The 22157-nt window shown below is 72.4% G+C and carries 23 protein-coding genes; 13 read left to right on the forward strand and 10 right to left on the reverse strand.

Annotation, left to right across the window (positions count from 1 at the left end):
• The 3 genes from ACWCPN_RS29010 to ACWCPN_RS29020 all read left to right on the forward strand — a co-directional run.
• Positions 1–236 (forward strand): hypothetical protein (locus ACWCPN_RS29010; protein WP_451211895.1); only part of this gene is annotated, 236 nt, incomplete at its 5' end.
• Positions 237–500: 264 nt separating this feature from the next.
• Complete coding sequence (locus ACWCPN_RS29015) at positions 501–1142, forward strand: DUF5819 family protein (RefSeq protein ID WP_451211898.1); 642 nt, start codon at positions 501–503, stop codon at positions 1140–1142.
• A 79-nt stretch (positions 1143–1221) separates the two neighbouring features.
• Positions 1222–2292, forward strand: coding sequence for an HTTM domain-containing protein (locus tag ACWCPN_RS29020; RefSeq protein ID WP_451211901.1), 1071 nt, complete (start codon positions 1222–1224; stop codon positions 2290–2292).
• 570 nt (positions 2293–2862) lie between these two features.
• On the opposite strand, the gene ACWCPN_RS29025 is transcribed toward ACWCPN_RS29020, so the two are convergent.
• Complete coding sequence (locus ACWCPN_RS29025; RefSeq protein ID WP_451211904.1) at positions 2863–4365, reverse strand: IucA/IucC family protein; 1503 nt, start codon at positions 4363–4365, stop codon at positions 2863–2865.
• Between the two features lie 123 nt (positions 4366–4488).
• Between ACWCPN_RS29025 and ACWCPN_RS29030 the strand changes: the two genes are divergently transcribed.
• Genes ACWCPN_RS29030 through ACWCPN_RS29040 form a run of 3 tightly spaced genes read left to right on the forward strand, consistent with a single transcriptional unit; the run spans position 4489 to position 8075 of the window.
• A complete protein-coding gene (locus ACWCPN_RS29030) occupies positions 4489–5994 on the forward strand; it encodes an IucA/IucC family protein (RefSeq protein ID WP_451211907.1) in 1506 nt (501 codons plus the stop codon).
• A gap of 18 nt (positions 5995–6012) precedes the next feature.
• Entirely contained in the window at positions 6013–7275 is a 1263-nt protein-coding gene (locus ACWCPN_RS29035) for a VWA domain-containing protein (protein ID WP_365128641.1), read from the forward strand.
• Positions 7275–8075, forward strand: coding sequence for a hypothetical protein (locus ACWCPN_RS29040; RefSeq protein WP_451211910.1), 801 nt, complete (start codon positions 7275–7277; stop codon positions 8073–8075). The genes ACWCPN_RS29035 and ACWCPN_RS29040 overlap by 1 nt, the downstream gene beginning before the upstream one ends.
• Positions 8076–8159: 84 nt before the next feature.
• On the opposite strand, the gene ACWCPN_RS29045 is transcribed toward ACWCPN_RS29040, so the two are convergent.
• Positions 8160–8786, reverse strand: a complete 627-nt coding sequence (locus ACWCPN_RS29045) for a winged helix-turn-helix transcriptional regulator (RefSeq protein ID WP_451211912.1) — start codon at positions 8784–8786, stop codon at positions 8160–8162.
• A gap of 81 nt (positions 8787–8867) precedes the next feature.
• On the opposite strand from ACWCPN_RS29045, the gene ACWCPN_RS29050 reads away from it, so the two are divergent.
• The 4 genes from ACWCPN_RS29050 (at position 8868) to ACWCPN_RS29065 (ending at position 12065) form a co-directional block, all read left to right on the forward strand.
• Positions 8868–10079: a pyridoxal phosphate-dependent aminotransferase gene (locus ACWCPN_RS29050; RefSeq protein ID WP_392402048.1), complete on the forward strand. Its 1212-nt coding sequence runs from the start codon at positions 8868–8870 to the stop codon at positions 10077–10079.
• A gap of 163 nt (positions 10080–10242) precedes the next feature.
• Positions 10243–10842: a histidine phosphatase family protein gene (locus ACWCPN_RS29055; protein WP_451211916.1), complete on the forward strand. Its 600-nt coding sequence runs from the start codon at positions 10243–10245 to the stop codon at positions 10840–10842.
• A 116-nt stretch (positions 10843–10958) separates the two neighbouring features.
• The gene (locus tag ACWCPN_RS29060; protein WP_451211919.1) at positions 10959–11588 is read left to right on the forward strand and encodes a hypothetical protein; all 630 of its coding nucleotides are present in this window, start codon (positions 10959–10961) and stop codon (positions 11586–11588) included.
• A gap of 54 nt (positions 11589–11642) precedes the next feature.
• A complete protein-coding gene (locus ACWCPN_RS29065) occupies positions 11643–12065 on the forward strand; it encodes an acyl-CoA thioesterase (RefSeq protein WP_451211922.1) in 423 nt (140 codons plus the stop codon).
• 8 nt (positions 12066–12073) lie between these two features.
• Here the strand turns inward: ACWCPN_RS29065 and ACWCPN_RS29070 are convergent, their stop codons facing one another.
• The 8 genes from ACWCPN_RS29070 to ACWCPN_RS29105 all read right to left on the reverse strand — a co-directional run bounded on the left by ACWCPN_RS29070 (position 12074) and on the right by ACWCPN_RS29105 (position 18317).
• A complete protein-coding gene (locus tag ACWCPN_RS29070) occupies positions 12074–12475 on the reverse strand; it encodes a winged helix-turn-helix transcriptional regulator (RefSeq protein ID WP_451211925.1) in 402 nt (133 codons plus the stop codon).
• Between the two features lie 112 nt (positions 12476–12587).
• Complete coding sequence (locus tag ACWCPN_RS29075) at positions 12588–13913, reverse strand: nucleobase:cation symporter-2 family protein (RefSeq protein ID WP_451212251.1); 1326 nt, start codon at positions 13911–13913, stop codon at positions 12588–12590.
• Positions 13914–14242: 329 nt separating this feature from the next.
• Complete coding sequence (locus tag ACWCPN_RS29080) at positions 14243–15622, reverse strand: 8-oxoguanine deaminase (RefSeq protein ID WP_451211928.1); 1380 nt, start codon at positions 15620–15622, stop codon at positions 14243–14245.
• 120 nt (positions 15623–15742) lie between these two features.
• Positions 15743–16666 (reverse strand): factor-independent urate hydroxylase, encoded by a 924-nt coding sequence (pucL, locus tag ACWCPN_RS29085; RefSeq protein WP_199212582.1) that lies wholly within the window; start codon positions 16664–16666, stop codon positions 15743–15745.
• A gap of 3 nt (positions 16667–16669) precedes the next feature.
• Entirely contained in the window at positions 16670–17065 is a 396-nt protein-coding gene (gene uraH, locus ACWCPN_RS29090) for a hydroxyisourate hydrolase (RefSeq protein ID WP_199212581.1), read from the reverse strand.
• Between the two features lie 4 nt (positions 17066–17069).
• Positions 17070–17582: a 2-oxo-4-hydroxy-4-carboxy-5-ureidoimidazoline decarboxylase gene (uraD, locus tag ACWCPN_RS29095; protein ID WP_451211933.1), complete on the reverse strand. Its 513-nt coding sequence runs from the start codon at positions 17580–17582 to the stop codon at positions 17070–17072.
• A gap of 118 nt (positions 17583–17700) precedes the next feature.
• Positions 17701–18069: a helix-turn-helix domain-containing protein gene (locus ACWCPN_RS29100; protein WP_451211936.1), complete on the reverse strand. Its 369-nt coding sequence runs from the start codon at positions 18067–18069 to the stop codon at positions 17701–17703.
• A complete protein-coding gene (locus ACWCPN_RS29105) occupies positions 18066–18317 on the reverse strand; it encodes a hypothetical protein (protein WP_199212578.1) in 252 nt (83 codons plus the stop codon). Before ACWCPN_RS29105 ends, ACWCPN_RS29100 begins: the two co-directional genes overlap by 4 nt.
• Positions 18318–18472: 155 nt before the next feature.
• On the opposite strand from ACWCPN_RS29105, the gene ACWCPN_RS29110 reads away from it, so the two are divergent.
• From ACWCPN_RS29110 to ACWCPN_RS29120, 3 genes are all read left to right on the forward strand, one after another.
• Entirely contained in the window at positions 18473–19294 is an 822-nt protein-coding gene (locus tag ACWCPN_RS29110) for a TIM barrel protein (protein WP_451211939.1), read from the forward strand.
• 25 nt (positions 19295–19319) lie between these two features.
• Entirely contained in the window at positions 19320–20210 is an 891-nt protein-coding gene (locus ACWCPN_RS29115) for a 2-hydroxy-3-oxopropionate reductase (RefSeq protein ID WP_451211942.1), read from the forward strand.
• Between the two features lie 172 nt (positions 20211–20382).
• Positions 20383–21840 (forward strand): catalase, encoded by a 1458-nt coding sequence (locus tag ACWCPN_RS29120; protein ID WP_451211945.1) that lies wholly within the window; start codon positions 20383–20385, stop codon positions 21838–21840.
• The last annotated feature ends 317 nt before the right edge of the window (positions 21841–22157 follow it).

A 22157-nucleotide genomic window follows, 5' to 3' on the forward strand; every position in this document is an offset into this window, starting at 1 on the left:
GCACCACCACCGCCGGGACAACGGGCACCACCACCGCGGGCACCACCGGCACCACCACCGCCGGGACAACGGGCACCACCACCGCGGGCACCACCGGCACCACCACCGCCGGGACAACGGGCACCACCACCGCGGGCACCACCGGCGGGAATGGTCACGGATGCAAGCCCGATGACCACAACGGCTATGCCGACCAGCCCGGCAAGGACGACGGCTACGACTGTGATCCTGCGTAGCGAATAGGGACCACTCCGGCAGGGTGACCGCTCGGAGACAGCCGCCCACGTGCGTGAGTAGGACGGGCGGCGTGCGGCACGGATCGTCCTCGATTCCGCCGCACGCCGTCGGCGAAAGCTCAGGAGAACCAAGTGAGAGAAGTCGGGGCGGAAAGCCCGGACGGGGCTATGCGGTATGGCGCCGCATCAGCGGATGCGGAGGGACCGGACCGGTCCGGTGCCGGAACGACGTCGACCGCGCGGAGGAGGGGCGGGAGACCGCCCGTGGTGGAGGCTTCTCCGGATCCGCCCAGGGTCCTGAAGGCCGGAGTGGGAATCACCGTGGTTCTTTGTCTGGCGACGGCCCTGGTACACGTAGCCCTGGTATTTCTGCAGGTGGCACCGCCGAATCCCCTCTCCCGGCAATACAGTCGGCAGGTCGACGCCTGGGTCTTCCCGTTGTTCGAACAGAACTGGCGGCTCTTCGCGCCGGAGCCCGAGTCGGTCAACCGGCAGATCTCCGCGAGGACCGCGCACACCACGCCGGACGGCACCGTTCAGGTCAGCGGATGGTTCGACCTGACCGCCGTCGACACGTCCGCCGTGAGACACGACCCCTTCCCGAGCCACACAGCACAGAACATGCTGCGCCGGGCCTGGACTTCGTACCTCGAAACGCACGGCGGTGATGACCGTTCGCGTTCGCAGCGCGCGCTGATGATCCAGGAGTACCTGCGCAACATCGCGGCGGATCGCGTCGCCGCCCATCGCCGTGGCACGTTCGAGTCCATCCAACTGCGAGTGACCGGTCTGCCCATCGCCGCACCGGCCACAGTGGGCGGCCGCCGTCCCGGCGTGGCCGCACCGCGGCCCACCGACACCCGTTATCTGCCCTGGTGGAAGGTGGCCGGCCATGCAGCAGGCTGAGCAGACATCGGTCGCGGCGGTCACTGCGCCGCGCCCCGGACACGGTACCGAGGGGGCACTCACGCCCACGCCGCAGCGAGTGACGTCCCGTATCGCCACACTCCTGACCCTCCTGCTGGAGCGGCCGGTCTCCTTGTACGCCGCGGCGGTGCTGCGCATCGGGTACGGGTTCCTCTACTTCGCCTTCCTGCTGCGCGAGTTTCCCCACCGCGACGAGATCTGGGGTCCAGGCTCTCCTTGGACACCGGCACAGGCCAGGCAACTCTTCGACGAAACCGGCTGGGCCAGCATCCTCACCCTGTCCGACAGCCGGGGGTACTTCGAGGCCTGCTACGCGACAGCCCTCGTCATCTCCGCACTGTTCATGCTGGGCTGGCGGACCAGAGCGGTGTCCGTCCTGTTCGCGGTCGTGGTGGCGTCGTTCCACGCCAGGGCGATCTACATGACGGACGGGGGGGACAACCTCATCCTCCTCATGGCCCTCTACCTCGTGTTCACCGCGTGCGGTCGACGCTGGTCCCTCGACGCGCGCAGAAGCAGGCTCCGAGCATCCGCCCCCCAGGCTGCCCGGCTCGCGCCGGACCGGGCACCGGGTGGATTCCGACGCCACGCCCGCGACGCGCGTCTGACGGTGGTCGCCGTGCTGCACAACTGCGGCATGCTCGTCATCGCCGCCCAGGTCTGCTTCCTGTACGGGGCAGCGGGCCTGTACAAGGTGCAGGGTGCCTCCTGGGGCAACGGCACCGCCCTCCATTACGTGCTGAATCTTGAGCTGTTCCGGCCCTGGCCCGCGCTCTCTCTCATGGCGGACAAGCACGACCTGCTGCTCACCCTCGCCGGCTATCTGACGGTGCTGCTGCAGGTGGGCTTTCCGTTCGTCCTGTTCGGCAGGCTCAAATACCCGGTCCTGACCATGCTGTTGGGTATGCACCTGGGCATTGCGCTCCTGCTGGGCCTGCCGCTCTTCTCCGGCGCCATGATCGCCGCGGACGCCGTCTTTCTTCCGGACCGCTTCTACCGGTATCCCGGCCGGCTGCGGCGGGGCACCGCCCGGCGGCCGGAGGTCCCGGAGGAACCAGGTGTCGTCGTGGACCAGGCCCGGACCGAGACCAGGGACCGTGAACCCACCCTGAGGTCCGGCCGCGGATGAGTGACGCGACCCGCGGTCACCTGTGCCGAGATCTCGTCCGATGCCGAGACACACGCGTGGTTGCGGCCGCTCGTCGGGCGGAGGACGGCGTGTCCCCACACACACCGCGTCCACGGCAGGCGACCTCGCCGGCGGGGAGTCGGTCTGCGCCGGAAATGTCGGCTCGGCGGTGGTGGCGCGTCGCCGCGGCTGTCGGACATCCGCCATTAGCGGGCGAACGACGTTCGCCCGCAGCCGAGTTCGGCGATCCGTGTGGCCTTGGGGGCCTTCGCTCCCCTGGGTGGCTTGTCGCGGCTGGGGAGGGCGGAGACTTCCAAGGCATGCCGATCGACGCGGACCACCCGTCGCAGGACGGCCTCGCGGCGTGATGCACCTGACTCCGTGGGCAGGTTGACCGTCGGCCAGTTCTCCGTCAACTGACCACTCCCAAGAAACAAATGACGACGCAACACATGAACTCGTGGAACGCGACACTATAAGGCGGAACTGGAACCAGTCGGACGCGGCCCGTTCCGGCCGCCTCGAATCGACCGGCGGGAAGGTCCCGCAATTACCCGGGGGCCGACCGGGTCAGCCGTTGGCCAGCGGATTCGGCAGCGGCAGGTAGCGGGCGGCGGCGCCGTCCGCACCGGTCCAGCGCAACAGCAGGTTGGTCTTGCCCGGGAGGGTGGGCGCCGAGAGCAGCGCGGGAATCTCGGGCAGGTCGTGGCGGGCGAGCTCGTGGCGGGCGGTCGGCCAGGGGTCGAGTCCGGGGTGGTGCTCGGCGAGGGCCGCGGCGATCTCGGTGAGGTGGTTGACGACCAGGCAGTACACCAGCCGCTCCCACCCTGCGGACCGGGAGACCTCCGGGAGCAGCTTGACGCCCTCGGCGTCCCGGAACAGGGCCTGCACGGGCAGGCCTGCCGGGTCCACCGCGACCAGGGTGTTCTGCAGATGCGCCTCCAGGACGACACCGTGCTCGGCGAACGCGCTCAGGGCGGGCGGCACGACCTGCCGCAGATACGCCTCCCACCAGGCCTCCGGGTCGCCGGCGGCGGCCAGGGGGCTCCCCTCGAAGCCCTCGGCCAGGGCGGCGGCGAGGAGCGGGGTGGCGGCGGGCAGGAGGTCGTCGCGCAGCCCGTCCCGCACGAGTACGGCCAGTTCCTCGAAGGCGAAGGCGGCGGTGCGGTAGCCGCGGTCGGACAGCCAGGCGGCGGGCGGGTCCATCGAGGCGAACGCGCCTTCCACGGCGGCGTCGGTACGGCGCAGCCGCAGCAGGTCGTGGCGCCACAGCCGGCGGATGTCGTTGGTGATGCGCACGTCGAGGCTGAACTTCAGGAACAGGTCGCGCCGGGGCTCGTACACCGTGCGGACGGCCGCCGTGGGCCAGGTGTCGAAGGCGGTGGTGCCGAGCCTGATCAGCCTGCCGTCGGCGAGCGCGGGTTCCAGGTCGCGGGCGACGAGGTCGAGCTGCCAGGGGTGGGCGGGCAGCAGCCGGTACCCCGGCGGGGCGGTGCCGAGGGCGTCCAGGGCACGGGTGTCGCCCTCCTCGGCCACCTGGTCCGCGCGCACACCGAGCAGCGCGAGCGGGAAGCGGGCGTGCGCCTCGGGGGCGTACGGCAGCCAGGCCGCGGCCGGGCCGCCACCGCGCGCCTTCGGGGCGGGATGGCAGGGATGGCCGGTGATCAGTGACTGCTCGGAGCGCAGATAGGGGTCGGCGGGGGCCGCCGCCCGGGCGCGGGCGGCGAGCAGGGCGGCGACGGCCTCCCGGCTGTCGATCATCTCGGCGGGCAGGTCGTCGCCCGGCTGCCCGGTGTGCCGGCGCAGCTCCTCGGCGACCAGTTTGACCAGCTCGGTGTGGCCGAGGCGGTGCCAGGCCCCGGCCGTGCGCACCTCCGGATCGGCGGGCCGGCGGCCGGCCCGCACCCGCAGCAGCCGGCCGGTGCCGGGCAAGCGGTGGACCCGGTGTTCCCCGGTGGCCGGCAGCGGCTCGGCGACCTCGCGCAGCAGGCAGTTCAGCAGGGGCGCGGACGCGTACGCGTCGGCGCGCCGTCCTGCGGCGTCACTGGGAGGCTTGAGGTCCACGCGATCCATTCGTCCGTCGTCGGGGTGCCGGTCCCGCCGGGCCGCCGGGCGGGTCCGGGGGCCGGTCGCGATCAGTATCTCTGCCGTACCCCACAATCGTGCCCCGAGCTGCCCTTTCCCGAGGAGCCGAACGTGTACGACTCAGCCACCGCCGAGGCCGGACTCGCCGAGGAGCTGGCCGCCGTCCGGCCCGGTCTGCTGCCGCGGTACCGGGCGGCGCTGCCCGGTGCCCGCGCGGCGGTGCTGACCCGGCTGTGGCGGGCTCTGGCGTACGAGCCGCTGCCGTGGATCTCCCACCGCGCCGGCGGGGCGCGGGGCCCGGTGCTGCGGCTCGCCGACGGCCGGAGTCTGCAGGGGCCGCCCGCGGACCCGTACGCGACCGGTGCCTACGTCACGTCCGTGCGCCTCGGCCGGGACCGCTACGACGACCCGGCGCGGCTGATGGCCGGCCTCGCGGTGCCGCACGCCGCCGGCTTCGCGGCCGAACTGGCGCACAGCACGGCCTCACTGGCCCTCTCGCGGGCCGGTGCGGACACCTCCGCGGCCTGGCCGGAACGGGACTGGGAGTGGGAGCAGCGGGTGACCGACGGGCACCCCTACCACCCCAACTGCCGTTCCCGGCCCGGTTTCTCGGTGGCCGACCAGCTCGCCTACGCACCGGAGCACCGCCCGGTGGTGGAGCTGGGGGCGGTACCGGTGCCGGCGGACCAGTGCCTGCTGTCGGGCGAGTGGCCGGAGGAACTGCGCGACGGGCAGCGGCTGTTGCTGCCGGTGCACCCCTGGCAGGCGGACCATGTGCTCAAGCGGCCGTACGACCCCTGGCGGGCCGCGCACCCGCTGCTGTCCCTGCGGACGCTGGCACTGCCCGGCGGTCCGCACGTCAAGACCGCGCTGAGCGCCCGGCTGACCTCGTCGGTGCGGGACATCTCCGGGTACTCGGTCGAGGTCGCGGCGGCCCTGTCGGCGTTCGCGGCGGACCTGGCGGGCCGCACCGGCGGGCTGCTGCACATCACCCGCACGCTCGGCGCGGTCACCGCGCACTCCCCCGATCTGGCCGCGCTGCTGCGGGAGTCGCCCGCCGGTTACGCCCGCCCGGGCGAGCGGGTGCTGCCGGTGGCGGCGCTGCCCGGCACCGGCCTGCCGGACTCCCCCGCCTGGCTGGCGGACTTCGCCCGGCTGGCGCTCACGGTGGGCCTGGGGCTGCTGGACCTCGGTGTGGCCCTGGAGGCGCACGGCCAGAACCTGCTGGTGATCCTCTCGGCGGACAACACCCCGGTGCGGCTGGTCTACCGGGACCTCGCCGACATCCGGATCAGCCCCGCCCGGCTGGCCCGGCACGGCATCGCGCCGCCCGCGCTGACCGGCCGCCTGGTCACGGACGACGAAACGGCCCTGCGTCGCAAGCTGTTCGGCTCGCTGGTGGCCGGAGCGCTAGCGGGTACGGCGGGCTCGGGCCCGGCACTCGGGGCGGCACTGGCGGCCGCCGTGCCCGCGCTGCCGGACACGCCCGACCTGGCCGCGCTGCGCGAAGGCCCGCTGCCGGCCAAGGCGCTGACGCTGATGCGGCTGTCCCCGGAGATCCCCGGTGACCAGTGGACGGCGCTGCCGAACCCGCTCGTTTTGGAGCCCGGCACCTGAGATCAATAAGATCCGCCGATGATCAGAAGACAACGGCTGGCGGCGGGAGTCTGCGCTCTCCTCGCCGCCCTGACGGCCGGGCTCGCGTTCCCCGCCGGGGCCGCCGCCGACGAGACGGAACAGGCCGCCCCGAAGGTCGAACTGGTGCTGGACGTCAGCGGTTCCATGCGGGCGCGCGACATCGACGGCGGCACCCGGATGGCGGCGGCGAAGCAGGCCTTCAACGAGGTGCTCGACGCGACGCCGGAGGAGGTGGAGCTCGGCATCCGCACCCTCGGCGCCAACTACCACGGCGACGACCGTAGGACCGGCTGCAAGGACACCGCGCAGCTGTACCCGGTCGGACCGCTGGACCGGACCGAAGCGAAGACCGCGGTGGCCACGCTGGCCCCTACCGGCTGGACGCCGATCGGCCCGGCGCTGCTGAAGGCCGCCGGCGACCTGAACGGCGGTGACGGCACCCGCCGTATCGTCCTGATCAGCGACGGCGAGGACACCTGTCAGCCGCTGGACCCGTGCGAGGTGGCGCGCGAGATAGCCGCCAAGGGCATCGGGCTGACCATCGACACCCTCGGCCTCGTCCCCGACGCCAAGACCCGCGACCAGCTCAGCTGCATCGCCGACGCGACCGGCGGCACCTACACCTCCGTGCGGCACAAGGAGGAACTGAGCGACCGGGTGGGTCAGCTGGTCGACCGGGCGGCCGATCCGGTGGTGACGCCGGTGGCCACCGAGGGCGCCGCCGAGTGCGCCAAGGCACCGGCACTGAAGTCCGGTCTCTACACGGACCGCGAGGAGTTCGGGCAGCAGCGCTGGTACAAGGTCGACGTGAACCCCGGCCAGGAGCTGCGCGCCTCGGTCAGCGTGGCCGACGACCGGGCGGTCGCCCCCGACTACGGGGTCCTGCTGCGGGCGGTGACCCTGCACGGCCGGGAGATCGTGCGCGGCGAGGCGGCGGGCACCGGCCGCACCGACGCGATCTCCACGGGCCTGCGGTACCCGAGGCCGGAGAGCGACGACGACGCGGCGGCCGCGGAGACCGTGTGCCTCCAGGTCACCAACTCCTTCTCGGCCGCCGCGGGCGTCAAGACGTCCCCGGGTCTGCCGCTGGAACTGACCGTGGACGTGGTGGACGGGCCGTCGCACGCGGCCGACGTGGCCGCCTTCGGCCTCGGCCGCGGCTGGTGGCTGCTGGGCGCCCTGGTGCTGGCCGGGTTCGTGGCCGGTCTGCTGTGGGGCTGGCTGTCGCGCTGGCGGGTCGCCGTCTGGAGGACGAACTGATGACTGTCACACGTGTGCTGGGCGCCGCGCTGCTGGCGCTCGGGCTGGCCGCCGGTCCGGCGGCCGCCGACTCCACGCCGTCGCCGAGCGCCTCGGACGACGGCGGGGTGCCCACCCGGGCGGGCACCTCGTTCCGGACGGCCACGGAGATCGAACAAGGCGGGCGGGCCACCGCGTCCGGCTCCACCGGCGACTACCTGTACTGGTCGTTCCCGGCGGACGCCGAGCAGCGGCCGACCGTCGCGGCGACGGTGAAGCTGCCCGAGACGCACGGCACGCAGACCTGGCAGATCGACGTGTACGACGGTCTGCGCCGCCGCCAGTCCTGCCAGTACGGCGCGGCGACCCGCACCGCCGGCCAGGGGACGTCCTCGGTCGAGCTGGCCTGCGTGCTGCGCACGGTACGGGCCTGGTCGGAGCCGTGGGCCAACGACCCGCTGCCAGGCACGTACTACGTCCGCCTGACCGTGGTGGACCTGGCCGCGTCCGACCTCGGCCAGCCGGTGAGCACCGAGATCCGTGTCGACTCCAAGGACATCGGCGGTGCGGCGGCCGTGGACGGCTCGCTGGCGAAGCCGCTGGTACCCGGTATCGCCGTCAAGTCGGAGGCGGACGAGGACGGTTCGAAGCCGGCGGTGCTGTCGAGCATCGAGCCTGACGACGGTTGGTCATCCGGCTGGTGGTCGGACCGCTGGGTGTGGACCGCGGCCGGCGGCATCCTGGCCGCCCTCGCGGGCATCGGCGGCTACGCGCTCACCCGCGGCTCGGGGCGGCTGTCCCGGGTGCCCCCGTCCGCCTGAGCCACAGCGGAAGGCCCGCCGCTCCGGCGGGCCTTCCGTGTCTCCGGGGCGGCCGTCCGCGCCGACTGGGCGGGCCCCCGTCCGTCAGCCCTCCCGCAGCGCCTTGGCGAGGGTGCCGTCGCCGGTCACGGTGATCCGTCCGGCGCGGACGGCGTCCGCCGGGGACAGCTCGCCGCGGCTGACGGCCGCACAGGTCGCCGAGTCCAGGACGAGGCGCGCGTCCACCGCGCCGGGCGCGGGCCCGTCCCCGTAGGCCGGTCCGTCGGCGGCGCCCACGTCGAGGTGGAACTCACCCTCCTCCAGGCGGACTTCGACGACACCCTCACCCTGGAGGGCCCGCAGCAGGGGCAGCGCGAACCAGTGCGCGCGGACGGCGTCCGTCGGGCGCCGCTCCCCCAGCTCGCCCTCGCCCCACTTCCCCAGGGCCTGCAGCACGGGCAGCAACTCGCGTCCGCGTGCACTGAGTTCGTAGACGTAGGCGGCGCCGGGCGGGGGCAGCCGCCGCCGGGTGGTGAGTCCGTCGCGCTCCATGTCCTTCAGCCGGGAGGCGAGTACGTCCGTGCTCACGCCGGGGAGGTCCGCGTGCAGGTCCGTGTAGCGGCGCGGGCCGGCCAGCAGTTCCCGGACGATCAGCAGGGTCCAGCGGTCGCCCACGAGGTCGAGGGCGCGGGCTGCGGAGCAGTACTGGTCGTAGCTTCGGCGAGGTGACATGCGGCGCAGTCTAGACGGGTTGTTGGACTTTCCAAGCTCCTACTTGGTAAAACCAAGCAACACGAGTTTCCGGAGGGGCGCATGGAGTTCCGGCAGTCGAACAAGCTCAGCGAGGTCTGTTACGAGATCCGCGGGCCGGTGATCGAGCACGCGGACGCTCTGGAGGAGGCGGGCCACAGCGTGCTGCGCCTGAACACGGGCAACCCGGCGCTGTTCGGCTTCGAGGCGCCCGAGGAGATCCTCCAGGACATGATCCGGATGCTGCCCCGCGCGCACGGCTACACGGACTCGCGCGGCGTCCTCTCCGCCCGCCGCGCGGTGGCCCAGCGCTACCAGACCCTGGGCCTCGCGGTGGACGTCGACGACGTGTTCCTCGGCAACGGGGTCTCCGAGCTGGTCTCCATGGCCGTGCAGGCACTGATCGAGGACGGCGACGAAATCCTCGTCCCCGCCCCGGACTTCCCCCTCTGGACGGCGGTGACCACGCTGGCGGGCGGCAAGGCGGTGCACTACCTCTGCGACGAGCAGGCCGACTGGAACCCGGACCTGGCCGACCTGGAGTCGAAGATCACCGACCGCACCAAGGCCCTGGTGATCATCAATCCGAACAACCCCACCGGCGCGGTGTATCCGAAGGAGGTGGTGGAGGGCATGCTCGACCTGGCCCGCCGCCACGGTCTGATGGTCCTCGCCGACGAGATCTACGACCAGATCCTCTACGACGACGCCGTCCACCACTCCGCCGCCGCCCTCGCCCCCGACCTGGTGGTCCTGACCTTCTGCGGCCTGTCGAAGACGTACCGGGTGGCGGGCTTCCGCTCCGGCTGGCTGGTCGTCACCGGGCCCAGGCAGCACGCGAAGGACTACCTGGAGGGCCTGACGATGCTGGCCTCCATGCGGCTGTGCGCCAACGCACCCGCGCAGTACGCCATCCAGGCCGCGCTCGGCGGCCGCCAGTCCATCCGCGAACTCACCGCCCCGGGCGGGCGGTTGCACGAGCAGCGGAACGTGGCCTGGGAGAAGCTCAACGAGATCCCCGGGGTGTCCTGCGTGAAGCCCAGGGGCGCGCTGTACGCCTTCCCGCGCCTGGACCCGAAGGTGCACCGGATCCACGACGACGAGAGGTTCGTCCTCGACCTCCTGCTGCGCGAGAAGATCCAGGTGGTCCAGGGCACCGGCTTCAACTGGCCCTCGCCCGACCACTTCCGCATCCTCACCCTCCCGCACGCGGACGACCTGGAGGCGGCGATCGGCCGGATCGGACGCTTCCTCGGCGGGTACCGGCAGGGGTAGCCCGTACCGGCCGCGCTCACCCGGCGGCGGGCCGCCGTGACGGCCGGTCCGTCGTGCCCCCGAAGGGCGAACGGCCGTCCGGCCCAACCCGCCCTGCGGGCGTCCGGAGCGGTGTGAAACCGTTCGGGGGCATGCGCTGAAGGTCAGCGGGAAGGGCGTCGACGTGGGTGACCTTTTTCTTGTCCGGCACGGTGAGACCGAGTGGTCCCGGTCCGGACGGCACACCGGCCGGACCGACGTGCCCCTGACCGAGCACGGCCGGGAGGAGGCGCGCCGGCTGGTGCCGCTGATCCGCTCGCACCGCATCGGTGCCGCGTTCGTCAGCCCCCTGCAGCGGGCCCGGGAGACCGCCGCGCTCATCGGCGTCCAGGACGCGCGGGTCGACGCCGATCTGCGCGAGTGGGACTACGGCGGCTACGAGGGCGTGACCACGGTCGAGATCCAGCGGGAGCGGCCCGGCTGGTTCCTGTTCACGGACGGGGTCACGCCGGGCCCGCCGGAGCACCCCGGGGAGACCCCGGAGCAGGTCGGGGAGCGGGCGGACCGGATGCTCGGCAAGGTGGACGCCGCGCTGGCGAACACCGAGGGAGTGGTGCTGCTGGTCGCCCACGGCCACTTCCTGCGGGTCCTGACCGCGCGCCGGCTCGGGCTGCCGCCGCAGCACGGGGCGCTGTTCCAGCTCGCGACGGGGGCGCTGGGCCGGCTCGGCACCGAGCACGGGCGGCCGGTCATCGCGGGGTGGAACGTCCGGGCTCCCGGCTGACCGGTCCGGCCGGTCCCGGACCCCGGGGCGGGGCCGTTGTCAGACCCCGGTCGTACGCTCGGAACGAGTCGCCGGTCCGGCGGCTCCCGGGCGCCGGCGCATCGGAAGGGGCCGCCGTGACACGACCGCCGACCGTCGCACAGCGACGGCTGATCGAGGCCGCCGATCCGGTGACCGGACGGCTGCGCGGCACGCCGGCGCAGCTGGACGCGCTGGTGCGGCGGGGGCTCGCCTTCCGGCACCCGCGGCCGCCGCACGACCACTTCCTCACCCCGGCCGGGCACCGCACGCGCGAGGCGGAGCCCGCGGCTCCGGCGGCCGCCGAGGAGCCCGCGTCCGCCGGGGAGGGGTTCGCCGCGCGCGTCGGCGGGGAGGCGGAGGCCCCGGTGTCCGGGGCGGCCCGGCTGCGGGAGGTGCGCAGCGCCTGGCAGGGACTGCTGGAGCTGCGCCGGATGACCAACCCGGGCGGTGCGACCGACCGCCCGTGCGGCTGGGAGCGCACGCACCTGGTGCGGGCCGCCGCGCTCGCCCTGGAGGCCGCGGGGCACCGCCCGGCGGGCCCGGACGGCGACGGCTACCGGGTGCGGGCGACACCGCAGCCGGAGGCGGTCGCGGTCCACGCACCCGACGAGCCGGCCCTGCTGGCGTGCGCGGCGACGCTGGAGCGGGCGGGCTGGCAGGCGGGCGCGTACACGGAGCCCAGGACCAGGGTGCGGTACCTGCTGGCGTCGCCGCGGCGGACCTGAGGCGCGTGCGAGGATCATCGGGTCGAGGAAGCGAACGACGAAAGGGCGCCGGCCGTGGCCGTACCGTTTTCCGTCCGTGTGACCGTCCGCGGTTACGAGACCGACGTGCAGGGCCACCTCAACCAGGCGGTGTACCTCAACTACGCGGAGCACGCCCGCTGGTCGCTGCTCCAGGCCGTCGGGGTGACCCAGGCCCGGCTGCGCGACCGGGGCGTGGGGCCGGTGGCCCTGGAGACCACGATCCGGTACCGCCGCGAGCTGCTCGCCGGGGACGAGGTCGACGTGAGCTGCGCGTTCGAGTGGGGCGGCGGCAAGACCTTCCGGATCCGGCAGGAGATACGCAAGCCCGACGGCACGGTGGCGGCCGAGGTCACCGCGGTGGGCGGCATGCTCGACCTGGAGAAGCGGAAGCTGCTCGCCGATCCCCGTGAGGTGTTCGAGGAACTGGCGACGGACCTCGGACTCCTCGGTCTGTGACCACGGTCCTACGCGTCGAGCAGCTCCGGCGGGTGCTCGGCGTCGTAGACCGCCCGGGCCTCGGCGACGTACCCCCGGTTGCGTTCGGCCCAGTGGGCCAGCCGTCGCAGCGTCGGCTGCAACTCCCGGGCGACGGGCGTCAGTCCGTACTCCACCCGGGGCGGGACCGTCGGATGCACGGTACGGGTGACCAGGCCGTCGCGCTCCAGGTGGCGCAGGGTCAGGGACAGCATGCGGCGGCTGATGCCCTCGATGCCGCGCTCCAGCTCCGTGAACCGGACGGGCCGCGCGGCGGCGGCGACGAGGATCTGCACGCTCCACTTGCCGGCCACCCGGTCGAGCACCTCGCGCACCGGGCAGGCGCCCGCGTCCACCGCCCGGACGGTGACACCGGTGTTCCTGCGCGCCATCGGACTCCCTCCTCGCACCGGCCTCCATGCTCGCCCACGACACCCCCGGCCGCACCCGCTGGGAGGCGGGCGGGACCGTGCCCCGCTCCGCCTCCCGCTGCCCGCGCGCCGCTCAGTGGACGGGAGTCAGTTCCTCGCCCGACTCCATCGGATGGGTGACGTCGGCGGCGTCCCGGCTGCGGCCGAGGTGGTTGAAGACCAGGTTGAGCAGGACCGCGGTGACGCACCCGGTGGAGATGCCGGAGTCGAGCACGATCTTCGCGGTGTCCGGAAAGGCGTGGTAGAAATCCGGCGCCGTGATCGGGATGATGCCGACGGCGAGGGACACGGCCACGATCAGGACGTTGTTGTCCCGCTCCAGGCCGGCCCGGACCAGGGTCTGGATACCGCTGGCGGCGACCGAGCCGAACAGCACGACACCGGCGCCGCCGAGGACCGGGCGGGGTACGACGGCGATGAGCGAGGCGGCCATCGGGCACAGGCCCATCAGGACCAGGAAGCCGCCGCCCGCGGCGACCACGAAACGGCTGCGGATGCGCGTCATGGCGACCAGTCCGATGTTCTGCGCGAAGGCGCTGCACATGAAGCCGTTGAAGACCGGGCTGAGGGCCGAGCCGAGGGTGTCGGCGCGCAGGCCGGCCGCGATGGTCCGCTCGTCCGCGGGGCGCTCGACGATCTCGCCCAGGGCCAGCATGTCCGCCGTGGACTCGGTCATCGACACCACCATCACCACGCACATCGACAGGATCGCGGCGATGTGGAACTGCGGGGCGCCGAAGTGGAACGGCGTCGGGAAGCCCACCACGGCCGCCTTCGTCACCGGGGCGAAGTCCGTGACGCCGAACGGTATGGCGATCACGGTGCCCGCGATCAGGCCGAGCAGGACGGCGATCTGCTTGACGAAGCCGCGGGTGAAGCGGCGCAGCAGCAGCACGAGCAGCAGGGTGACGCCGGCCAGGGTGAGGTTGGTGGCCGAACCGTAGTCGTGTGCGGCCGGGTTCGGCCCCTGCGCCCAGTTGAAGGCGACCGGCAGCAGGGAGACGCCGATCAGGGTGATGACCGTGCCGGTGACGACCGGCGGGAAGTAGCGGACGGCCTTGCAGAAGACGGGGGCCGCGAGGAAGCCGAGGAGTCCGGCGACGATGACCGCGCCGAAGATCATGGGCAGGGCGTCGGACCTGTCCTCGGCGGAGGTGACGATCGCCGTCATGGGAGCGACGCCGGCGAAGGTGACGCCGTTGACGAAGGGCAGCCGGGCGCCGATCTTCCAGATGCCGAGGGTCTGCAGGAAGGTGGCGAGTCCCGCGGTGAACAGGCACGCCCCGGTGAGGAAGGTGAGCTCGGTGCCGGACAGGCCTACGGCCGCGCCGACGATCAGGGGCGGGGCGACGACGCCCGCGTACATGGCGGCCACGTGCTGCAGACCGCTGGTCGCCATCTTCAGGGCGGGGAGTTTCTCGTCCACGGGGTGGACGGACTGCTCGTCGGCGTCGACGGGGTGGGCGGACACGGCGGCTCCTCCGGTCGGTGGGACACGTCGGCTCTGACGCGGTTTCAGGGAGGTGGTGCACGGGGATGGGGGCACCTCCCGCTCGAGCGAAGTCGAGAGTGGGGGAGGGACCGGTGGGCCCGGGAAGGGGCCGGTGAACGGAGACCGTTCCGGGGCGCGCGCCTTCACGCGCGCCCCGGATCCGGCCGCTGTGGACCGCTGGGGTCCACCGCTGCCGGCCGGGAGCCGTCCCTCCCGGCCGGAGTTCCGGTGCCGGCTCAGCCCTGGGCGGCGATGCGCGCCAGGCGCCGGGCCTCGTGCCGCGTGGAGCGGGCGATGGCGTCCTCGTCGACCGTCAGCAGGCGGCCGTCCTCGACGATCTGCCGGCCGTTCACGAAGGAGGCGGTGACCGGGGCCGCCGCGCCGAGGACCAGGGCGGTCACCGGGTCGGCGATGGAGGAGTGGGCGAGGGTGTCCAGCCTCCACAGCACCAGGTCGGCGAGCTTGCCCGCCTCCAGCGAGCCGGTCTCGGCGGCGCGGCCGAGCACCGAGGCGCCGCCGTGGGTGCCGAGCCGCAGCGCCTGCCGGGCGCTGAGCGCGGCCTCCCGGTGCGCGCCGAGGCGGTTGATCAGCAGCGCGTTGCGCAGCTCGGTGTGGAGTTCGCCGGACTCGTTGGAGGCGGTGCCGTCGACGCCGAGGCCGACCGGTACGCCCGCGGCGAGCATGTCCGGGACCCGGGCGATGCCCGCGGCCAGCCGGGCGTTGGAGGAGGGACAGTGGGCGACACCGGTCCTGGTGCGGGCGAAGGCGGCGATGTCGGAGTCGTTCATGTGGACGCAGTGCGCCATCCACACGTCCTCGCCCAGCCAGCCGGTGGACTCGAAGTAGTCGGTCGGCCCCATGCCGAACAGCTCGTGGCAGAACTTCTCCTCCTCCACGGTCTCCGAGCCGTGGGTGTGCAGCCGCACCCCGAGGCCGCGCGCCAGCTCGGCGCCCTGCCTGAGCAGTTCGGTGGAGACGGAGAAGGGGGAGCAGGGGGCGACGGCGACCTGGGTCATGGCGTCGAAGGAGGAGTCGTGGTGCTCCTTGACGGTCGCCTCGGTGGCCGCGAGGGCCCCTTCGAGGGTCTCGACGGCGAAGTCCGGGGGGAGGCCGCCGTCCTTCTCGCTGCGGTCCATGGAACCGCGGGCGAGGGTGAAGCGCACGCCCGTCTCCCGGGCGGCGCGGATGATCGCGCCGGACAGGTCGCCGGAGCCGTGGGGGTACACGTAGTGGTGGTCCATGGCCGTGGTGACACCGCCGCGGGCCATCATCGCCAGTGATCCCCGGGCCGCCGCGTACACCATCGGCTCGTCGATGCGCGCCCAGGTCGGGTACAGCGCGACGAGCCAGTCGAAGAGGTTGTGGTCGGTGGCCAGGCCCCGGGTGATCCACTGGTAGAAGTGGTGGTGGGTGTTGACCAGGCCCGGGGTGACGAGGTGTCCGGTGGCGTCGATACGGCGTACGACGTTCTCCAGGCCCCCGGGGGCCTTGCCCGCGCCGACCGCCTCGATGCGGTTGCCGGCGATGACCAGGTAGCCGGAGGCGTACTCGGTGTCGTCGGCGTCGACGGTCGCGATCGAACAGTTCTCGATGACGATGCGCTGGGCTGCTGCCATGATTCGTCCTTTTCGCTCGGCGGACTGAAATGGGTGGGCACGGCAGGACCCTGGAGGATTTGAGTGCCGTGACCGGGGGACGTGGGTTCCCCGGCCACGGGTGCCGAGAGAGTGAACTGGCTAGAGGTTGGTGAGGTCCACCGGGATGCGCGGCTCGCAGCCGTCCCGCAGGACGGTCGCCTCGATCAGGCCGTAGGGCCGGTCGGCGGCGAAGTAGACCTCGTTGTCGTTCTTCAGCCCGAAGGGCTCGAGATCCACGAGGAAGTGGTGGCTGTTGGGCAGCGAGAAGCGGACCTCGTCTATCTCGCCGCGGTTGTTGATGATGCGCGAGCCCATCTGGTACAGCGTCTGCTGCAGCGAGAGGGAGTACGTCTCGGCGAAGGCCTGGAGCATGTGCTTGCGCACCTGCTCGTAGGACTTCTCCCAGTTGGGCATCCGCTGCTCGTCGTCGGTCCAGTTGAAGCGCCAGCGACCGGAGACCGAGGTGGCCAGGATGCGGTCGTGCGCCTCCTTCAGGGTGGTGTACTTGTCCTTGACGTAACCCCAGAACTCGGAGTTGGTCGAGTTCATCACCGTCAGGTCCTTCAGGCCCGAGACGACCTCCCACGACGATCCGTCATAGGTGATCTGCGCCAGCCGGGTCTCCTGGCCCTTGCGCACGAACGAGTGCTTGACCTCGTCCGCGCCGATGAACTTCGAGTTGGCGTCGGAGGTCTCGATCCGCTCCCAGGCGTACTCCTCGACGCGGATGCGGGCGCGGTGGATGGCCGGCTGCGAGGTGACGAAGTGGCGGGCGAGGTGGATGCCGAACTGCTCGGCCGACTCGATGCCGTGCTCCTTGGCGAACGCGTACACCGTGTTCTTGGTGGTGTCGGTCGGCAGGACGTTGGCGTTGGAGCCGGAGTAGTGGACCTCCTCCATGTCACCGCTGAGGGCGACGGAGACGTTCAGGTCCTTGATGTGGTGGGTGGCGCCGTCCCGCGTGATCTTTACGACCCGGTTCTCGGCCTTGCCGTACTGGTTCTGTCCCAGGATGGTGGGCATTAGCTAGCTCCCTCGGTAAACGGAGTAGCCGAACGGGTTGAGCAGCAGCGGTACGTGGTAGTGCTCGCCCGGTACGACGGCGAACGTGATCGCCACCTCCGGGAAGAACACCGCCGGTCCGCTGTCCCGATTCGCGGGGGCGTCCTGCTGCGCATCGGCTTGCTTCTTCTCGAAGTACGGCTCCACGGCGAAGTCGAGCCGTACGTGGGTGGTGCCCTCCGGCAGCGCCGGCAGGTCCTTGCACCGGCCGTCGGCGTCGGTCGCGGAGCCGCCGAGCGCCTGCCAGTCCGCGTCCCGGCCCCGGCGGACGGCGAGCCGGACGGCGACGCCCTCGGCGGGGCGGCCGGCGGAGGTGTCCAGGATGTGTGTGGACACGGAGGCGGTGGTGCTGGTGCTCATGGTGTCAGGCGTCCTCTTCGACGAGTCGGGCCAGCCGGATGCGGTTGATCTTCCCCAGTTCGGTGCGGACGATCTCCCGCTCCCGCTCGGGCGGGTTGCCGAGCCGTTCCCTGGCCGCGTCCCGCATCTGCTCTCCGCTGCGGCCGGTGGCGCAGATGAGGAAGACATGGCCGAACCTCTCCTGGTAGGCCAGGTTGAGTTCGAGCATCTCGGCCTTGAGGCCGGCGGCGGCGCCGGCCATGCCGCTCTGTTCCCGTGCGGAGGTCGGATCGCCCGGCGCGGGGCGGCCGATCGGCGGGTGCCCGGCCATCGCCTCGGCCAGGTCCGCGTCGCTCAGTCCGGCCGTCGCGGCGTCACTGGCCGCGTGCAGGTCCGCCACGGTGGCGTACGGGCGGCCGGCCAGCAGCCGCCGGGCCCACTCGGCGGAGGCGCACGCCTCGTGGAGGGCGGCGCGGGCCGCGTGCTCCTCCAGGACGTTGAACCGGGCCAGGCCCGGGGGCGTGGAAGTCGTAGTCACGGGAGCCTCCGTGGCCGGAAACGGCCTTCGAGCTGAACGGGCTGCCCAGTAGCTAACGCCCTCCGAAACACGACGTCAACACTTTGTTGAAAATTCCGGGTTACTTCCCGGGCCGCCCTCAGCCCTCCTTCTCGCGGTTGAGGTAGTTGTAGACGGTGAAGCGGCTCACGCCGAGCGCGCCCGCCACGGTCTCCACGCCGTGCCGGACGGAGAAGGCGCCGCGCGCCTCCAGCACCCGCACGACCTCCTGCTTGGCCTTGCGGTCCAGGTCGGCCAGCGGCATGCCCCTGCGGCGCTCCATGGCGGCGAGGATGTGGTCCAGGGAGTCGGCGAGCTGAGGCAGGCGCACGGCCACCACGTCGACACCCTCCCAGGAGAGCACGACGTCGTCGGGGCCGGCCTCGTCGGGCGGGAGCAGGTCCCCGCCCATGGCGTCGACCAGCGGCTTCACGGCCGCGATGAAGGACTCGTCCCCGGCACCGGTCACTTCCCGTCCTCCCCGACCACGTTGACCTGCAGCGAGATCCGGGTGGCACCGGCCTGGAGGGACTTGCGCAGCAGGGCGTCCACGGCCGTCAGCACGCTGTCCGCACCGCCCTCCGCCGTGTTGCCGAACGGGCCGACGTCCACGGCGTCCAGCTCGGCAGCCTCGATGACCTCGCGGGCCGCCAGGGCGTGCGCGGGCGCCTCCTCGAGGTCGAAGGGCTCGGTCGTGAACTCCACTCTCAATCGCACGCGCTCAACCTAACCCGCGGCCCCGGCCCCTGGGCAGGTCCGGCGGAGGACCGGCGTTCGACCCCCTTGACAAGCCGCGAGCCCCCCGGGCAGTCTTCCGTTAAGCAGAAACAAACTTCCACATTATGGAATTACAGGAAGGGAGCGCCGCCCCCGTGGGATTCGCAGACCAGCGCTTCAACGTCAACCTGTCGATCCTCTTCACGGAACTCCCGCTCCTGGAGCGCCCCGCGGCCGCCGCCGCGGCGGGCTTCACGGCGGTCGAGCTGTGGTGGCCCTGGGTCGACTCCCCCACCCCGGAACAGTCCGAGCTCGACGCCCTGAGGCGGGCGATCGAGGACGCGGGCGTCCGGCTCACGGGACTGAACTTCTACGCCGGGCGGCTGCCCGGCCCGGACCGCGGGGCCCTGTCGGTGCCCGGCGAGGAGTCGGAGCGGTTCCGCGCCAACATCGACGTGGCCGCCGGCTTCGCCGCGTCGCTGGGCTGCGGGGCGCTCAACGCCCTCTACGGCAACCGCGTCGAGGGCGTGGACCCGGCCGAGCAGGACGCGCTCGCCCTGGAGAACCTCGTCCTCGCGGCCCGGGCGGCCGACCGGATCGGCGCGGTGCTGCTGGTCGAGGCGCTGAACGCGCCCGAGTCGCCGCGGTACCCGCTGGTCTCGGCACCGGCCGCCGTGGAGGTCGTGGACCGGGTGAACGAGGCGACCGGGCTCGGCAACGCCAGGTTCCTCATGGACCTCTACCACCTGGCCATGAACGGCGAGGACCTGCCGGCGGTGATCGAGCGGTACACCGCGAGAACCGGCCATGTGCAGATCGCGGACAACCCGGGGCGCGGTGCGCCCGGCACCGGCTCGCTGCCCCTCGAAGACCTCCTCGACCAGCTGAGGAAGGCGGGCTACGACGGCTGGATCGGCCTCGAGTACAAGCCGGGCGACCGCCCGAGCGCCGAGGCCTTCGGCTGGCTGCCCCGCTGACCCCCGTACTGAAAGGCACCCCTTCATGAGCAACCTTCCCAAGATCGCGTGGATCGGCCTCGGCATCATGGGCTCCCCCATGTCCGAGAACCTGATCAAGGCGGGCTACGACGTCACCGGCTTCACCCTGGAGCGGGAGAAGCTGGACCGCCTGGCCGCCGCCGGCGGATCCGCGGCCGGCTCGATCGCCGAGGCGGTCCGGGACGCCGACGTGGTGATCACGATGGTGCCGGCCTCCCCGCAGGTCGAGGCCATCGCCTACGGGCCCGACGGCATCCTGGAGAACGCCAGGCCCGGCGCGCTGCTGATCGACATGTCCTCGATCACCCCGCAGACCTCCGTCGACCTCGCGAAGGCCGCCGCGGACAAGGGCGTTCGCGTCCTCGACGCCCCGGTCTCCGGCGGTGAGGCCGGCGCGGTCGAGGCGGTGCTGTCGATCATGGTCGGCGGCGAGCAGGCCGACTTCGACCTCGCCAGGCCCCTCTTCGAGGCGCTGGGCAGGACCATCGTGCTGTGCGGGCCGCACGGCTCGGGCCAGACCGTCAAGGCCGCCAACCAGCTCATCGTGGCCGTGAACATCCAGGCCTGCGCCGAGGCGGTGGTGTTCCTGGAGAAGTCCGGCGTGGACCTGAAGGCCGCACTGGACGTCCTGAACGGCGGCCTCGCGGGCTCCACCGTACTGACGCGCAAGAAGGACAACTTCCTCCGCCGCGACTTCGAGCCGGGCTTCCGCATCGACCTGCACCACAAGGACATGGGCATCGTCACCGACGCCGCCCGCAACGTCGGCGCCGCCCTGCCGGTCGGCGCCGTGGTCGCCCAACTGGTCGCGTCACTGCGCGCCCAGGGCGACGGCGGCCTGGACCACTCGGCCCTGCTGCGGGCCGTGGAGCGCCTCTCCGGCGCCCAGATCTGACCCGCACCCCTCGACTTCCGGGCCGCGGCGCCGCCGACACCTGTCCTGTCGCGCCCAGGCGGTGCCGCGGCCCGGAACCTGCTTCAACAAACTGTTGACGCCCCGTTCCCCCACTTCTAGGCTCCACGAAGCGGAAACAGGTTTCCGCTGACTCCCGCACGGAAGGTCCACGATGTCGAAGCGCGTGCTCACGACCGAGTCCGGCGCCCCGGTCGCCGACAACCAGAACTCCGCCTCCGCCGGCGTCGGCGGCCCCCTGCTCCTCCAGGACCAGCACCTCCTGGAGAAGCTCGCGCGCTTCAACCGCGAGCGGATCCCGGAGCGGGTGGTGCACGCCCGTGGCTCCGGCGCGTACGGCCACTTCGAGGTGACGGACGACGTCACCGGCTTCACCCACGCCGACTTCCTCGGCGAGATCGGCCGGCGCACGGAGGTGTTCGTCCGCTTCTCCACGGTCGCCGACTCCCTCGGCGGCGCCGACGCCGTCCGCGACCCGCGCGGCTTCGCCGTGAAGTTCTACACCGCGGAGGGCAACTACGACCTCGTCGGCAACAACACCCCGGTGTTCTTCATCAAGGACCCGATCAAGTTCCCGGACTTCATCCACTCGCAGAAGCGGGACCCGTTCACCGGACGCCAGGAGCCCGACAACGTCTGGGACTTCTGGGCCCACTCCCCCGAGGCCACGCACCAGGTGACCTGGCTGATGGGCGACCGCGGCATCCCGGCCTCGTACCGGCACATGAACGGCTACGGCTCGCACACGTACCAGTGGACGAACGCCGAGGGCGAGGCCTTCTTCGTCAAGTACCACTTCAAGACGAACCAGGGCGTCCGCTCGCTGAGCGCCGAGCAGGCCGCCGAGATCGCGGGCAAGGACCCCGGCTCCCACCAGACGGACCTGCTGCAGGCCATCGAGCGGGGCGTGCACCCGTCCTGGACCCTGTACGTCCAGATCATGCCGGCGGCCGAGGCGGCGGACTACCGCTTCAACCCGTTCGACCTGACGAAGGTGTGGCCGCACGCCGACCACCCGCTGCGGCGCGTGGGCCGCCTGGTGCTGGACCGCAACCCGGACAACGTGTTCGCCGAGGTGGAGCAGGCCGCGTTCTCCCCGAACAACTTCGTGCCGGGCATCGGACCGTCGCCCGACAAGATGCTCCAGGGCCGGCTCTTCGCCTACGCGGACGCGCACCGCTACCGCCTGGGCGTCAACCACACCCAGCTCGCGGTCAACGCGCCCAGGGCGACGACCGCGCACAACCACGGCCGCGACGGCCTCATGGCGGTCAACGCCCAGGGCCGGCACGCGAAGAACTACGAGCCGAACTCATACGACGGCCCGGTGGAGACCGGCCGCCCGCTGTCGGCCCCGCTGGCCGTGTCCGGTCACACCGGCACCCACGAGGCACCGGCGCACACCAAGGACGACGACTTCTTCCAGGCGGGCGAGCTGTACCGGCTGCTGTCCGAGGAGGAGCGGCGGCGGCTGGTCGCGAACATCGCCGGCGGCCTCTCGCAGGTCTCGCGCGACGACGTGATCGAGAAGAACCTGGCCCACTTCCACGCCGCCGACCCCGACTACGGCCGGCGCGTGGAGGAGGCGGTCCGCGCCCTGCGCGAGGACTGAGGTCCCGAGGACCGCGTCCGGGACCCGGCGGGGAGGCCGGGACCCGGACGCACACGACCCGCGACCGAGCGGTCCGGATGAGGGGTGACCTCTCGGTACGGCGGGCAGAGCGAGGACCGCGGCGGCGTGCGAGCCAGTGCGGTGGTGAAGGACGCGGGTCCCCTTCTCGACCAGAGGGAAGGGTTCGCGTGTCCGTCGCGGCCGCCGCGGTCCTCCAGCAGCGGCCTCCGTGCGGAGGCCCCACGGTCAGCCGTCCGGCGGCGCGAACGTCCTGTCGCGCCCAGCCTCGCGCCGTCGGACGGCCACCACCATCGTGC

The organism is Streptomyces sp. NPDC002386 (genome assembly GCF_053593175.1).

Coding starts and splice junctions, on each gene's coding strand:
- ACWCPN_RS29050 (WP_392402048.1), top strand. CDS start 8,868: ATGGAGTTCCGGCAGTCGAACAAGCTCAGCGAGGTCTGTTACGAGATC.
- ACWCPN_RS29040 (WP_451211910.1), top strand. CDS start 7,275: ATGACTGTCACACGTGTGCTGGGCGCCGCGCTGCTGGCGCTCGGGCTG.
- ACWCPN_RS29035 (WP_365128641.1), top strand. CDS start 6,013: ATGATCAGAAGACAACGGCTGGCGGCGGGAGTCTGCGCTCTCCTCGCC.
- ACWCPN_RS29075 (WP_451212251.1), bottom strand. CDS start 13,913: ATGGCGACCAGCGGTCTGCAGCACGTGGCCGCCATGTACGCGGGCGTC.
- ACWCPN_RS29025 (WP_451211904.1), bottom strand. CDS start 4,365: ATGGATCGCGTGGACCTCAAGCCTCCCAGTGACGCCGCAGGACGGCGC.
- ACWCPN_RS29115 (WP_451211942.1), top strand. CDS start 19,320: ATGAGCAACCTTCCCAAGATCGCGTGGATCGGCCTCGGCATCATGGGC.
- ACWCPN_RS29120 (WP_451211945.1), top strand. CDS start 20,383: ATGTCGAAGCGCGTGCTCACGACCGAGTCCGGCGCCCCGGTCGCCGAC.
- ACWCPN_RS29045 (WP_451211912.1), bottom strand. CDS start 8,786: ATGTCACCTCGCCGAAGCTACGACCAGTACTGCTCCGCAGCCCGCGCC.
- pucL (WP_199212582.1), bottom strand. CDS start 16,666: ATGCCCACCATCCTGGGACAGAACCAGTACGGCAAGGCCGAGAACCGG.
- ACWCPN_RS29080 (WP_451211928.1), bottom strand. CDS start 15,622: ATGGCAGCAGCCCAGCGCATCGTCATCGAGAACTGTTCGATCGCGACC.
- uraH (WP_199212581.1), bottom strand. CDS start 17,065: ATGAGCACCAGCACCACCGCCTCCGTGTCCACACACATCCTGGACACC.
- ACWCPN_RS29070 (WP_451211925.1), bottom strand. CDS start 12,475: ATGGCGCGCAGGAACACCGGTGTCACCGTCCGGGCGGTGGACGCGGGC.